The 13056-nt window shown below is 63.3% G+C and carries 11 protein-coding genes and 1 pseudogene; 5 read left to right on the top strand and 7 right to left on the bottom strand.

Annotated elements, in window-relative coordinates:
- Nucleotides 1-63: 63 nt before the first annotated feature.
- Complete coding sequence (locus G9C82_RS12870) at nucleotides 64-561, bottom strand: GNAT family N-acetyltransferase (protein ID WP_127014309.1); 498 nt, start codon at nucleotides 559-561, stop codon at nucleotides 64-66.
- Nucleotides 562-691: 130 nt separating this feature from the next.
- Between G9C82_RS12870 and trpC the strand changes: the two genes are divergently transcribed.
- The 4 genes from trpC to G9C82_RS12890 are packed head-to-tail and all read left to right on the top strand — an operon-like array spanning nucleotide 692 to nucleotide 4477.
- The gene (gene trpC, locus G9C82_RS12875; RefSeq protein ID WP_127014310.1) at nucleotides 692-1507 is read left to right on the top strand and encodes an indole-3-glycerol phosphate synthase; all 816 of its coding nucleotides are present in this window, start codon (nucleotides 692-694) and stop codon (nucleotides 1505-1507) included.
- Nucleotides 1504-2766, top strand: a complete 1263-nt coding sequence (trpB, locus tag G9C82_RS12880; RefSeq protein WP_004958030.1) for a tryptophan synthase subunit beta — start codon at nucleotides 1504-1506, stop codon at nucleotides 2764-2766. Before trpC ends, trpB begins: the two co-directional genes overlap by 4 nt.
- Nucleotides 2766-3647 carry a tryptophan synthase subunit alpha gene (gene trpA / locus G9C82_RS12885; RefSeq protein WP_127014311.1) on the top strand — a complete coding sequence of 294 codons (882 nt, stop codon included), beginning with the start codon at nucleotides 2766-2768 and terminating at the stop codon, nucleotides 3645-3647. Before trpB ends, trpA begins: the two co-directional genes overlap by 1 nt.
- Nucleotides 3648-3673: 26 nt before the next feature.
- Nucleotides 3674-4477, top strand: coding sequence for a 2-amino-3,7-dideoxy-D-threo-hept-6-ulosonate synthase (locus G9C82_RS12890; RefSeq protein WP_127014312.1), 804 nt, complete (start codon nucleotides 3674-3676; stop codon nucleotides 4475-4477).
- On the opposite strand, the pseudogene G9C82_RS12895 reads toward G9C82_RS12890, so the two are convergent.
- Nucleotides 4474-5714, bottom strand: a pseudogene (locus G9C82_RS12895) (P-loop NTPase). The gene G9C82_RS12890 and the pseudogene G9C82_RS12895 overlap by 4 nt on opposite strands.
- A 239-nt stretch (nucleotides 5715-5953) precedes the next feature.
- Between G9C82_RS12895 and G9C82_RS12900 the strand changes: the two are divergent.
- Nucleotides 5954-7120 carry a 3-dehydroquinate synthase II gene (locus G9C82_RS12900; RefSeq protein WP_004958021.1) on the top strand — a complete coding sequence of 389 codons (1167 nt, stop codon included), beginning with the start codon at nucleotides 5954-5956 and terminating at the stop codon, nucleotides 7118-7120.
- A gap of 35 nt (nucleotides 7121-7155) precedes the next feature.
- On the opposite strand, the gene G9C82_RS12905 is transcribed toward G9C82_RS12900, so the two are convergent.
- From G9C82_RS12905 to G9C82_RS12925, 5 genes are all read right to left on the bottom strand, one after another.
- Entirely contained in the window at nucleotides 7156-7572 is a 417-nt protein-coding gene (locus tag G9C82_RS12905) for a DUF6677 family protein (RefSeq protein ID WP_004958019.1), read from the bottom strand.
- Nucleotides 7573-7656: 84 nt separating this feature from the next.
- Nucleotides 7657-8346 (bottom strand): type I 3-dehydroquinate dehydratase, encoded by a 690-nt coding sequence (locus G9C82_RS12910; protein ID WP_127014313.1) that lies wholly within the window; start codon nucleotides 8344-8346, stop codon nucleotides 7657-7659.
- Between the two features lie 36 nt (nucleotides 8347-8382).
- Nucleotides 8383-9411, bottom strand: a complete 1029-nt coding sequence (locus tag G9C82_RS12915) for a site-specific DNA-methyltransferase (protein ID WP_127014314.1) — start codon at nucleotides 9409-9411, stop codon at nucleotides 8383-8385.
- A gap of 499 nt (nucleotides 9412-9910) precedes the next feature.
- The gene (locus tag G9C82_RS12920) at nucleotides 9911-10876 is read right to left on the bottom strand and encodes a transcription initiation factor IIB family protein (protein WP_004591241.1); all 966 of its coding nucleotides are present in this window, start codon (nucleotides 10874-10876) and stop codon (nucleotides 9911-9913) included.
- A 317-nt stretch (nucleotides 10877-11193) separates the two neighbouring features.
- Complete coding sequence (locus tag G9C82_RS12925) at nucleotides 11194-13011, bottom strand: flippase-like domain-containing protein (RefSeq protein ID WP_127014315.1); 1818 nt, start codon at nucleotides 13009-13011, stop codon at nucleotides 11194-11196.
- Between the last annotated feature and the right edge of the window lie 45 nt (nucleotides 13012-13056).

Genomic DNA, 13056 nt, shown 5'->3' on the forward strand with positions numbered 1-13056 from the left:
ATCACGTTTTTTCGCCAGTTACAGAATGTAGGGAGACCGCCCCAGGCTTGCCCCCGAGGCGATTCACAATCGCCGCTCGTACACGTTCACCGGATGCTCCTGTCCGCCGACCTCTGCGGTCCGCTGGCCGACTTCCTCGAAGTGAGCGCGGTAGAACGCGTTACCGACCTCGTTTTCTGCCAGCACCTCGTCGCGGATTTTCCGCACGGACAGGTCGTGCAAGTGCTGTTCGCCGCGGTGTAGCAGCTCCGTCCCGATACCCTCTCCCCAGTAGTCCGGGTGGACGTACAGGTCGAGGTCGCCGAAGCCGGTCGCGTCCGTCATCCCACAGCTCATGTACGCCACTACGTCGTCGTCGGCTGTCGAGACGAACAGGCCGACCTCGTCGAGCTCGATCATCTGCTCCAACAGCGGCGGCGCATACCCCTCTTTGAGGTGTCCTTCTACTGTCTCTGCCCCGAGAATGTCGTCGTACACGGTATGCCACGTGGCTCTGGCGACCCGGCGGATATCCGCAATGTCCACCGACTCGGCTGGCCGGATGGCTGTCTGGAACGACATATGTGAACATGTAACGCGAGACATCATAGAACTGTGGCCTTATTGACAGCAAGCAGTATCCGCCGTGTCCCGCCCCCTCTGAGAGAATAGGGCAACTCTTATGTACACTTCTGTACGTTAGTGTTCAGTAATGGACGACAGTGAGGAGATAGCACCAGCGGTTCAATCGATTCTCGACGCGGCGCGGGAGCGCGGTGGCGGCGGTGACCGGGTATCGGTGACGCCCCGTTCGCTGCCCGACGCCTTTGACGCGGCGGCAGACGCCGGACGGACACCAGTCGTCGCCGAAATCAAGCCGACGAGTCCAACCGCCGACGGCGAGCGGACCGACGACCCAGTCGACCTCGCACAACAGATGGTCGAGGGCGGTGCGGCAGCGCTCTCGGTGCTGACAGAGCCGGACCACTTCGGCGGGTCGACGGCGACGCTCGAACGGGTTCGTGAGGCTGTCGACGTGCCCGTCCTGCGGAAGGACTTCATCCTCCACGAGAACCAGCTGGATGTCGTCGAAGCGGACGTGATCCTGCTCATCGTCCGGTTTCTTGAAGCGGACGGGACCGACGACCTCGCGGATCTCCTCGCGGCTGCGCGCGAGCGCGGCTTCCAGGTCCTCGTGGAGACTCACACCGCGGCAGAGGTCGAGAAGGCGCTCGACGCCGGCGCGGACATCATCGGCGTCAACAACCGCGACCTCGGCGAGCTAGCGGTTGACCTCGGAACGTTCGAAGCTGTCGCGCCAGATGTCCCGGAGGACGTCACACTCATTGCTGAAAGTGGCATACAGACAGCGGACGACGTTACGCGGATGTGCGACGCCGGTGCGGACGCCCTGCTGATCGGCTCGGCTATCATGGACCACGACGCGGCGACGGACGTGGAAGCGAACACGCGGCGACTGACACGCGCGAACACTGATGCAGTTGAGACAACAACTACAGACACATGAGTACTGACGACGCATACGACCCCAAGTTCGGCGAGTACGGTGGACAGTACGTGCCCGAGGCGCTGATGCCAGCTATCGAAGAGCTGACCGACGCCTACCAGCGGTACGTGCTCGAAAACGAGGACGGCTTCATGGACGAATTCCGGGAACGGCTGGCCGACTTCGGTGGCCGACCGACGCCGCTGCAGTACGCGGACCAGCTCTCGGCCCGGTACGACACGGACGTCTACCTCAAGCGCGAGGACCTGCTTCACGGCGGCGCACACAAGCTCAACAACGCGCTCGGACAGGTCTTGCTGGCGAAGTACATGGGCAAGGAGCGGATTATCGCCGAGACCGGCGCGGGCCAGCACGGCACGGCGACGGCGATGGCGGCGGCCCACCTCGATATGCCCTGTGAGATCTACATGGGCGAGAGCGATATCGCACGCCAGCGCCCCAACGTGTTCCGGATGCGCATCAACGGCTCCGAGGTTAATCCCGTCACGGTCGGCCGCGGCACGCTGAAGGAAGCCATCTCCGAGACGATGCGGGACTGGGCGACCACCGTCGAGAACACCCACTACGTCATCGGGAGCATCGTCGGTCCGCACCCGTTCCCGAAGATGGTGCGTGACTTCCACGCGGTCATTTCCGAAGAAGCCCGCAAACAGATACGTGAGACGACCGGTGGCCTGCCCGATTCCGTGATGGCCTGTGCTGGCGGCGGGTCGAACACTATGGGGATGTTCGCCGAGTTTATCGACGACCCCGAAGTCGACCTCTTCGCTGTCGAGGCCGGCGGCTCCTCGCTGCAGGTCGACGAGGAGAAGGGCGTCGCACCGAACTCCGCGACACTTTCAACTGGCGACGAAGGCGTGCTCCATGGCGCGCGCACGAAGCTCCTGCAGGATTCGGACGGCCAGATCATGGAATCCCACTCCGTTTCGTCGGGGCTGGACTACGCCGGTGTCGGCCCGGAACTCGCCCACCTTGTCGATGAGGAGCGCGTCACACCGGTCAACGTTGACGACGACGTCGCGCTGGAGGCGTTCCACCGCCTCTCACAGGACGAGGGTATCATCCCGGCCCTGGAGACAGCCCACGCCTTCGGTTACCTCGAAGAGCACCACGACGAAGTCGGTGACTCTGTCATCATCAACGTCTCCGGCCGCGGCGACAAGGACCTCGAAATCGCCATCGAGGAGACCGCGAAACGTGACCTCGATATCGCCCCGGACATGTCTATCTTCGAGCGCGTCGGCGGGGGTGGCCTCTGATGGGACTCGAACGCGCGTTCGCCGACGAGCCTGCTTTCGTCCCGTACCTTGCGGCCGGCGACCCGAACTACGAGGCGTCGCTAGAATACGTCGAGGCGCTAGCCCGCGGCGGCGCGGATGTCATCGAACTCGGCCTGCCGTTTTCCGAGCCGATTGCTGAGGGCAAAACCATCCAGAACGCTATCGTCCGCTCGCTGGAAGCCGGGATGACGCCTGACCGCTTCTTCCAGTTCGTTGAGGACCTCGACGTGGACGTGCCGTTGGTGTGTATGACCTACTACAACCTCATCTATCAGTACGGTGAGGGTGATAGCGAGTCGCGAAGCGACTCGGAAAACGCGAGCGGTGAAACCGCGAGCCAGGGACCCCGCCCCTTCGTCGAGAAGGCCGCCGCGGTCGGCATCGAGGGGCTCGTCGTCCCGGACCTCCCCGGAGAGGAAGCCGGCCCGCTCCGGACGGCCTGTGATGAATTCGATCTTGACCTGGTGTTCATCGTCGCACCGACGACGAAGGGTGACCGGCTCGAACGGATGCTCGAACAGGTGTCTGGCTACGTGTACGTGCAGGCCCGTCTGGGCGTCACCGGCGCGCGCGAGGACGTAGATGATGCCACCGAGGACTCGCTGGCCCGACTGTCCGACTGGGACGTGCCAAAGGCTGTCGGGTTCGGCATCAAGACCGGTGCCCACGCCGAACGAATCGTTTCTGCCGGCGCTGACGGTATCATCGTCGGCTCCGCGCTGGTCGATATCGTGGCCGAGGGCCACGAGAACGGCGATTCGACCGATACTGTAGCCGACCGGCTCGAAACAATGGCTCGCGAACTCAAAGAGGGGGCGCTCCGGGGAGCGGCAGAACGACCGCAACCGGAACGCACATAATCGTACTTGCCACACTGTCTCATAACATGACTGCAGGAAAACGCGCACGACTCGAACGTATCGGGACAGACGACACATACGTCATCATCCCGATGGACCACGGCATCACAATGGGGGCAGTAAAGGGCCTCAAAGACATCGAATCGACGATTGATGCGGTTACCAGCGGTGGCGCGGACGCCGTCCTTACCCAGCGTGGCATCGCCGGACGGGTTCACCCCAACAAGAACGACGCGGGCTATATCACGCATCTCAATGGCTCTACTACTATCGGTCCGGACGAGCAGGACAAGCGGACCACGGGGACGGTGGAAGACGCCATCCGCGCCGGGGCCGACGCCGTCTCGTTCCATATCAACGTCGGCAGCCAGTACGAACCCGAACAGATCGAGGAACTCTCCGAGCTGACGACCGAAGCCAGCCAGTACGGCCTGCCGGTGCTGGCGATGGCTTACGCCCGCGGCCCCGACATCGACTCCGAGAACGAGGACTACAACGAATCCGTCGGCCACGCCGTCCGACTGGCCGAGGAACTGGGCGCGGACATCGTCAAAACCGGCTACACCGGCTCCGCCGAGACGTTCCAGCACGTTGTCGAGTCCACGTCGCTGCCGGTGGTCATCGCCGGCGGCTCGAAAGGGACTGACGAGGATACCGTCCGGATGGTCCGCGGGACGATGGACGCCGGAGCCTCTGGCGTTTCCATGGGCCGCTCTATTTTCCAGCACGACGAACCGGAGAAGATTGCGCGCGCCGTCTCCGCCGTCGTCCACGACGACGCCACCACCGAGGAAGCGCTCCGCGAGGCCGGACTGGCTGTCGAGGCCTAAAGGCCAAACAGCGACCGCATTCTCTCGCCGAGACCAGCAGCGCCGCTGCCGCCGGCGTCGGCGTCATCGTTGCTTTGGGAGTCTGACGACGAGTCGATGGCCGGGTCGAGAGCAAACTCCGGTGCATCGTGGCCCGACCCGTCAGTTGTGGACTGCGATGTCTCAGCGGTCGAGTCCGACAGGGCAACATCTCGATCCGGCCTGTCGACCGGTCCCGGCTCGCTGTCGACGAGGTCAGTGCCGTCGATGACCGGCGCGGTTCCGGTGTTCTCCTTGGAGTCCGCTGGCTGCGGTCCCGAAACAGAAGCTGGCGATGTCGCTGTGTCGTCCGCCGGCCGGTCACCACCATCGTCGGCGATTCCATCCCGACGGCGAATCTTCCGCCCACCGTCGGTTGTTTCGACGGACTCAGTTGTGCGCCCATGTGCTTGGTCGTCCGTTCGATGAGAGGTTGGCACCGTGTCCCCCGGGGCCGCTTCCGTGGTTGCATCTGCTGTGGAATCAGTCGATGCTTTCGCTGTGTCGATGAGCTGTTCCGAGATCCGCTCGTAGGCTATCGCGGCGCCGCTGCTGGGCGCGTTCTGAACGACGGGCACACCGCTATCCTGAGAATGCGGGACCGCGTCGTCTTCCGGCACGTGGCCGAGCAGTTCGACGTCGAGGAACTCCGAAATCTCGTCGGCACCCGGCGATGCCCCTGTCCCGGATTTCGTGAGGATGAGGCCCCGAACCGGCGCTTCGATCCGCTCGGCGAGCTCTTTCGTGTTCGAAACGTTCCGGATCGACGCTACCCGCGGGGTCGAAACGAGCAACACGTCGTCGGCGAGCTTGAGCGGCTGAATCGTCTCCTCGCTCAGCCCCGCCGGCGTATCCAACAGGACGATGTCGTGGTGCCACCGAAGTGTTTCGACGAGACCGGGCAGCCGGTCGAGGTCGGTGTCCGCGTACCCTTCAAGCGTGGTCCCGCTCGGCACGATTGACAGGTCGGCGTCGGTTTCGTACATTGCCTCCGTGACCGACGCGTTGCCGGCGAGCACGTCGTGAAACGTCGCGTCCTCGTCGGTGTCGATGTCGACATCGAGAAAGTCGACGATATTTGCCATCGCGAGGTCCATTTCCACGACGACGGTCGAGTATCCGGCTGCCGCCAGCAGTGTGCCGAGGTTGATGCTGGACGTCGTCTTTCCGACCCCCCCCCTTTCGCCCCGGCGATTGTGTAGACGTGGTTAGTAACCATCCGTAGCTGGACTGTAGTATTGACTACCTTGTTAGTAAGGTTCATTGATAAGTCTACTGGCCAACACTTAATTGCGATAACCTGGTGTAAATAAATAATAACTGTTGTATACTGCGCTTCTATGTTCAGGAAATCCAACCGGTGTCGCCTGCCGTACGGATATCCCTTCCCTGTCTGCCACTCAACAGACCCACCCGGGTTCCGCCACGTTCAAGCCCCGCCGTTGCGGACGTGGGCGTATGACTCGAAGCGTCTGGCTCAAAGCCGACAGCGAGGTCGGCGATTGGGAGACACGGAAACGCCGGATAACCGCCGGTATCGAGGCCGGCGTCGACTGGGTACTGGTCGACGAGGAAGACGTTGATCGCGTCTCCGAACTCGGCGAGATAAACATCGCCGCGTTCACCAACGGCGACGTCCACGTGATGGAGGCCGAGGCGGAGGATTCAGAGGCTGATGCGACCATCGTCGGGAAAGACGGTGAGGGCGACGGGACAGTCGACCTTCCGTCTGACTTTTCCGGCTCTGCGGACCTCTCGACGCTGCGGCAGAACGGGGCCGCCCCTGACGGCGGCTACGTCCGCATCTTCGACGAGGACTACGAGGCCTTCGCCGAAGCGGTCGCTGCCGAAGCCGACTTCACGATCGTCATCGGCGAGAACTGGCAGATCATTCCGCTCGAAAACCTCATCGCCCGTGTCGGCGAGGAGACGGACCTCATCGCCGGCGTCCGGACCGCTGAGGACGCCCGGACGGCCTACGAGACACTGGAACTGGGGGCTGACGGCGTCCTGCTGGACACCGACGAAGTCGACGAAATCCGCAAGACAGTGGAGGTCCGCGACGAGATGGGTCGGGAGTCACTCGACCTAGAGTACGCCGAGGTCACCGCTATCGAGCAGACCGGCTCCGCCGACCGCGTCTGTATCGACACGGGCAGCCTGATGGAACACGATGAGGGGATGCTCGTCGGGTCGATGGCTCGCGGCCTCTTTTTCGTCCACGCCGAGACGGCTGAGTCGCCGTACGTCGCCTCCCGGCCGTTCCGGGTCAACGCTGGCGCGGTCCACGCCTACGTCCGAACGCCTGACGGTGGGACGAAGTACCTCTCTGAACTCCAGTCCGGCGACGAGGTCCAGATAGTCGATGCGAACGGACGCACCCGCGAGGCCATCGTCGGCCGCGCGAAAATCGAGAAGCGCCCGATGTTCCGCGTTCAGGCTGAAACCGAAGACGGCGACCGAATCGAGACGCTGCTCCAGAACGCCGAGACGATCAAGGTTCACACTCAGGACGGCCGAACCGCCGTCACGGACCTCGAACCGGGCGACGAAATCCTCATTCACCACGAGGACACGGCGACGCACTTCGGCGAACGGATCGAAGAGAGCATCATCGAAAAGTAAGCTGACTTCGTTTGGGGCTGACCGCAACCCGCAGGTTACTGCTGGTCCGCCTCAACCGGTTCCAGTTGCGTCGTACACCAGTGACAGAAGTCGATGTCTTCGTCGAGTTCTTTGCCGCAGTTCGGACACGTCATGCCGGCTTCGACCTCCTGAGTCTGGTTCTCGTTGACCGCGAGCCAGTAGGCGTCGACAACGTTGAGCGTCGTAATCACGACCGAACCGATTGTCACCTCGGTGGGTCTGGACTGATACGACGACGAGATAGCCTCTAGGCTTAGCTGGGTGACAGGGTCGATAGCGCCAGTGACGACGAACACCACCGACAGCATGAACAGTAATCCGAGCCACAGTAGTCCCCGCACCCACTTACGGAGGTAGAAGTGTCCCAATCCAGGGAAGATGAACGCAAGCACCACGGCCAGCAACGGCCGCTTGCGTCCTGTGTCAGTCATACTCGGCGAATCTATCTCGCATACCCGTATATCTTCCGAAGGACCACTGTCCGGACGAAAGCCTCCTGACGGGCGGCTACCGGCTCAGGCGTCGCTCTGTAGCTGTCCGACCAGTGTCCGGAGCGTCGCGAGGTCGTACTGGCCCGGTGCGGTCGCGTCAGCAGGGTCGACCGGTGCGTAGCCGATGCGGGAGCCGTACACCGGGGCGACAGCCCTGGAGTGGCGGCCAGCCGCACCCATGCACATCGTGGCGACCTGTTCGCCTTCGGCGGTCAGTTCGCGGGTTGCCCCGAGCATCGCCAGCACGTCGTCCGGCGAGTGAGCTGTACTCGCCATCTTCCCAACGTCGCCGTGTGCACAGGCCCGTTCGAGCCGACTCACGATTGCCTCACGGTCGGGCGTCGACTCGAAGTTATGTGTCGAGACGACGACGGATGCTCCGCGGTCGCGGGCAGCGTCGGCGACGCGGCCAGCGTCGTGGTCGCCAGCACCCTCCAGCGCTGCGAGTTCGAGGTCGACAGCCGTCACGGCGTCGTGTTCGAGAGCGGTTTCGAGCGCATCAAGGCGACCCGCGGTGTCGGCGGCCTCGCCGCCCTCCCACGTCGGCCGGTTCGTGACGAGTATCGGGAGGTCGCCGTCGTAGGCGTCCAGCTGTGCCATCGGCTCGTCGGCGAAATCCATCCGTAGCTCCAGTCCGTCGGCATCGGCGCGGGCGGCCGGTTCCACCCCGAGGTCGTCGGTGGCGGCGAGCAGGGTGAACGACTCGAAGTCCATAGGTCAGCTTCGGCGGAGCCGCACAAAAAGCCGCGCTTACTCGACCGGCTCGTGGACGGCCCGGAAGCCGTCATCGGTCGCCGTAACGGCGTCGACTGCGTAGAACTGAATCCGTTGTTCCTGTTTCGTGTTGACGGCGAAGTCGTACTGCTCGGCCTCGTATCCCGGTTCTTTCCCGTCGGCGCGCCGTTGTGCCACCCATGAGCGATGCTCAGCGAGACGCTCCTGAGCGATGGTTCGAGAACGCTCCGGGGCGGTGGCGACCCGTTCTTCGAGCGCCGACAACAGGTCCGGGTCGCGGTCCACACCTATCGAGTTCCGGCCAGCAACCATCGCCGCCAGCGTCGTCGTCCCGGTGCCGAGAAACGGGTCCAGCACCGTATCGCCGTACACCGAGAACATTAAGATAAGTCGGTACGGCACGGTCAGCGGGAAGGCTCCAGAGCGGTCCCGAAGCCCGTCGTCGAGGTCCTGCGTCTCGCCGGGGAGTTCCCAGAGGTCGGAGAACCACTCGTTGCGCTCCTCCCAGAAGTAGGCGCTCTCGTAGCGGCGGTCTGCGCCGGGTTCGAGGCGGCGGCGCTCCCCATTGCGGAGCACGAGGATGTGTTCGTGCTCAAGCGTTGGATAGGCGTTCGGCGGGACCATCCCCGAGCCCATGAACTTCGCGCCGCTGTTGGTTGGCTTCCGCCACAGGATATCGGGCAACGCGCGAAGTCCGTGGTCGGTCAGCCGGTCAGTTATCTCCGCGTGGTTCGGGTAGGAACGGAACCCATCCTCCAGCGACCGTGTCGCGTCCCCGACGTTGATGCAGGCGATGCCGCCGGGAACCAGCACACGCTCTATCTCGGCCCACACCGCATCAAGCACGTCGTGCATCAGCGTGAACGCCCGGTCGCCGTCGCCACTGTCCAGCGCCGTCCCGATGTCGGGGTCCAGTTCAGTGAAGATGTCGTCCCACATCTCGATCATCGGGTACGGTGGGGATGTGACCACTAGCTCGACGCTGTCGTCAGGGCACGCAAGCGTGCGGGCGTCACCGGTTCGAACCCGGTGTGTCGTCTCCATACCGGTCCCAGCGGATGAGACGACTCTAGTCTTGCGGTTATCGGTCGGTATCTGTGGCTATCGTCTGGTGTTGAACTACCGACCATAGACAGCCAGAAAGCCCCCGACACGCTCCGGTCCCGCGGCTCGTTGCGCTCCTCAGTCGTTGCACTCCCTGTGGTGCTTACGTCGCCGGGGTTTCCGGGGCGTGGGTGGTCGGCTCTGTCGACCACCGCATAACGTGGCGGCGATGCCGCCACGCTGTCGACCCCTTTCAGTCCACCCGTTTTCGGATGCCCAATCAGTTATGAGGTGGGACTGAAAGGGGCGGGCGGCTGAACGACGGCGGACGAAGCAAGGACCGCAGTGAGCAAAGCGAACGAGGACCACAGCGAGTCCCCCGAGTTCAGCCGGCCGGGGCTTTCTGGCTGTTCAGACTGTCCGCTGCAGGAGCGGACACTACGCTTGAAAACAGCAGTCAAAACCCGGTTCTCAGAGCAATACCAGACGAGAGTGGAGCTTACGCGACAGGCAGGTCCTGCTCGGCTTCCAGCAGTTCGTGGTAACGGTTGCGGATAGTGACCTCGGAGATGTCGGCGACCTCAGACACGGCGGCCTGCGTCGTCTTCTCGTTGGTCAGCAGTGCGGCGGCGTACACCGCGGCGGCGGCGAGGCCGACCGGTGACTTCCCAGAGTGGACGCCCTGCTCTTTTGCGTTCTGGAGAAGCTGGCGGGCGCGGTGCTCGGCCTCGTCGGACAGTTCCAGCGAGGAAGCAAAGCGCGGAACGTAGCTCTCGGGGTCAGCAGGGCGCACTTCGAGCGAGAGTTCGCGGACGACGTAGCGGTACGTGCGGGCGATTTCGCTCTTTTCGACCCGGGAGACCTCCGTGATCTCGTCGAGCGAGCGCGGGACGCCGGCCTGCCGCGCGGCGGCGTAGACGGAAGCTGTCGAGACACCCTCGATGGAGCGGCCGGGCAGCAGGTCCTCGTCGAGCGCGCGGCGGTAGATGACGCTGGCCGTTTCGCGGACGTTTTCGGGGAGGCCGAGCGCAGAGGCCATCCGGTCAATCTCACCGAGGGCCTGCTTGAGGTTGCGTTCCTTGGAGTCTCGCGTTCTAAAGCGCTCGTTCCACTTGCGCAGGCGCTGCATCTTCTGGCGCTGCTTGCCCGACAGGGAGTTGCCGTAGGCGTCCTTGTCGCGCCAGTCGATGTTGGTCGACAGCCCCTTGTCGTGCATCATGTTCGTCGTCGGCGCACCGACGCGGGACTTCTCGTCTTTCTCGCTGGAGTCGAACGCGCGCCACTCGGGGCCGCGGTCGATTTCGTCGGACTCGACGACCAGGCCACAGTCCTCACAGACCGTTTCGCCGTGTTCGTCGTCGATAACGAGCGAGCCACTGCACTCCGGGCACGCTGTGCTCTCCGATTCCGTCGACTCCGTCGTCTGTTCTTCACGCTGCTGTCGTGTCCGTGTGTGTTCACTCATTGGTTGCGAAGGCGGGTGCTCACCGGGTGGGAGACATCACAGAACCCGGAGGCAGTCGGTAACACTGTATTCGAACGAAAGTCATTAAAACATTCCGGTATTGTCATGGAGACCGCCGATACACGTCACGAAACCCATGTTTGTGCATCGGTCGCATGACCATTCATATAATGGCTGTCGGGTATTTTGACTGATTTCCCACAACCCGGTTATAATCACAGACAATAGGTAGCGTCGTCCCCGTCGCTGTCACTTCCTATTGCTAGAGTAATCCCAGTAATAACAGAGCGCTGTTGCAGGGCGTGTCAAAACTGCGGTCAGTCGTTCGTTTCCGGTTCGATAGCGTCTGTAGACTGGGACTCTTCGACGGCCGTCGTCAGCGAGACGTTGAGCCAGCCCATCGACGCGACGCCGCCAATGATGGTGACGATGTTCTTTACCGCGTGGTCGACGATGGCGACGCCAATAGCCGCGGCGACGCCGACCGGCGTCAGTGACGCGACGATGACGGTGAACGCACCCTCGTAGAGCCCGACCCCACCGGGGGTCAACGGCAGGACCTTTGCGAGGTTCCCGACACTGACCGCGAAGAAGCCAACGGCCACCAGCGACGGCGTCAGGCTGTAGCCGAAGGCCGCAAAGACGATCAGGGCCGTTATCACGTCAAACGTCCAGATGAGGAGACTGCCGATGCCGACACGGGTGAAGGCCGACCCATCGGCGGCCACCGTCTGTACGTCGCCGACGAACCCCTCGATGATGCCAGCGACGTAGTCAGCATAGGAGTCGCTGCTTAGCCGGCCGATGCCCGCTCGGACGAGGTTCCGGTCGCTCCGCGCACTGGCGACGATGGCCACCACTGCACCAATTGCTGCAAGGCCGACACCGCCTGCCACGGCCACGGCGGTTCGCCCGCTGCTGGCCGCGTCGCCGCCGACGGCATCGCCCGTCAGCGCCGTCAGCAACTGTTCGGCCGACCCAGTCACGGCCAGCCCCATCATGACGACGCCGGCGAGGAGCGTTATCGTCAGCAGGTCGAACACGCGCTCGACGGCCAGCGACGCGAACCCAGAGGGGTATGGAATCGAGCGACGGGCCTTGATAACGTACGCCCGAACCGCGTCACCCGCTCGCGCTGGGAACACGAGGTTCCCGGTCTGGCTGATGAATATCGCGCCCGTCAGGAAGCCCCACCGCTCACGATACCCCATCGAAACGAGGATGTCCCGGTAGCGGATGCCACGGAGCGGCCATGAAACAGCATAAAACACGGCACTCAGCGCGACGATTTCCGGTGCCGCCCCGGCCATCTCCGCGAGGACGCGGTCGGGGTCAAGATACTGTGTCATCAACAGAAGGGCAATAACAACGAGCATCGTGCCCGCGCCGAGCGACACCTCACGGGTAATCCGGGGGCTGACCGACAGTTCCCAGAACGTCCGGAGTATCTGGCTCCCCATGCCAAACACGTCCCGGACGATGTCGACCTTCGAATCGCCCTTGGGCGTCCAGTCGACAGGGAATTCCTGCACCCGGTAGCCGTTGCGCTGAGCCTTGACGAGCAGTTCCGTGTCCCAGAACCAGTGCTCGTCCTGAACGATGGGTAACAGCGTTTCCAGTGCCTGCCGGTCGAACGCCTTGAACCCGCACTGATGGTCCTTAAGATCCGAGCGGAGGACTGCTCTGACGAGCGTGTTATAGCCGAAGCTCGGAATGCCACGCTTTGCGGGCCGGTCGGCTCGGTTTTCAGGCATCCACCGTGACCCCGTCGCCACGTCGTAGCCGTCGATTCGGACGGCGTTGACGAGCTCTTCGAGATGCGACATATCCGTCGCCAGGTCCGTATCAAAATACACCAGTGTGTCGCCGTCGGCCTGGTCGAAGGCGTACTCTAACGCGCCGCCGCGTCCGAGGCGGTCGTCGCTGTGGACGTGTCGGATCCGGCTGTCCTCGTTCGCGAGTCGCGTCGCGATTTCGGGCGTGCGGTCCGAGCAGCCGTCCTCCGCGACGATGACCTCATACGTGTCGTCGGGGAGAAACGAGGCGAGCGTCTCGAGCGTTGTCGACACTGTCTGCTCGATGGTGTCTGCTTCGTTGTAAGCGGGGAGAACGACGCTCACCTCGACCGCAGTCATACGCTCTTGGTCATCCCCGGAGTGAAAAGTACTTTCCGTTCGGTA

This window comes from Haloarcula sp. R1-2 (genome assembly GCF_011627385.1).
Lineage (GTDB): Archaea > Halobacteriota > Halobacteria > Halobacteriales > Haloarculaceae > Haloarcula > Haloarcula marismortui.

Excerpts from the sequence above, each read along its gene's own strand:
- G9C82_RS12890 (WP_127014312.1), top strand. The coding sequence starts at position 3,674 with ATGACTGCAGGAAAACGCGCACGACTCGAACGTATCGGGACAGACGAC.
- trpB (WP_004958030.1), top strand. The coding sequence starts at position 1,504 with ATGAGTACTGACGACGCATACGACCCCAAGTTCGGCGAGTACGGTGGA.
- trpC (WP_127014310.1), top strand. The coding sequence starts at position 692 with ATGGACGACAGTGAGGAGATAGCACCAGCGGTTCAATCGATTCTCGAC.
- G9C82_RS12905 (WP_004958019.1), bottom strand. The coding sequence starts at position 7,572 with ATGACTGACACAGGACGCAAGCGGCCGTTGCTGGCCGTGGTGCTTGCG.
- G9C82_RS12920 (WP_004591241.1), bottom strand. The coding sequence starts at position 10,876 with ATGAGTGAACACACACGGACACGACAGCAGCGTGAAGAACAGACGACG.
- G9C82_RS12870 (WP_127014309.1), bottom strand. The coding sequence starts at position 561 with ATGTCGTTCCAGACAGCCATCCGGCCAGCCGAGTCGGTGGACATTGCG.
- G9C82_RS12910 (WP_127014313.1), bottom strand. The coding sequence starts at position 8,346 with ATGGACTTCGAGTCGTTCACCCTGCTCGCCGCCACCGACGACCTCGGG.
- G9C82_RS12900 (WP_004958021.1), top strand. The coding sequence starts at position 5,954 with ATGACTCGAAGCGTCTGGCTCAAAGCCGACAGCGAGGTCGGCGATTGG.
- G9C82_RS12925 (WP_127014315.1), bottom strand. The coding sequence starts at position 13,011 with ATGACTGCGGTCGAGGTGAGCGTCGTTCTCCCCGCTTACAACGAAGCA.
- trpA (WP_127014311.1), top strand. The coding sequence starts at position 2,766 with ATGGGACTCGAACGCGCGTTCGCCGACGAGCCTGCTTTCGTCCCGTAC.
- G9C82_RS12915 (WP_127014314.1), bottom strand. The coding sequence starts at position 9,411 with ATGGAGACGACACACCGGGTTCGAACCGGTGACGCCCGCACGCTTGCG.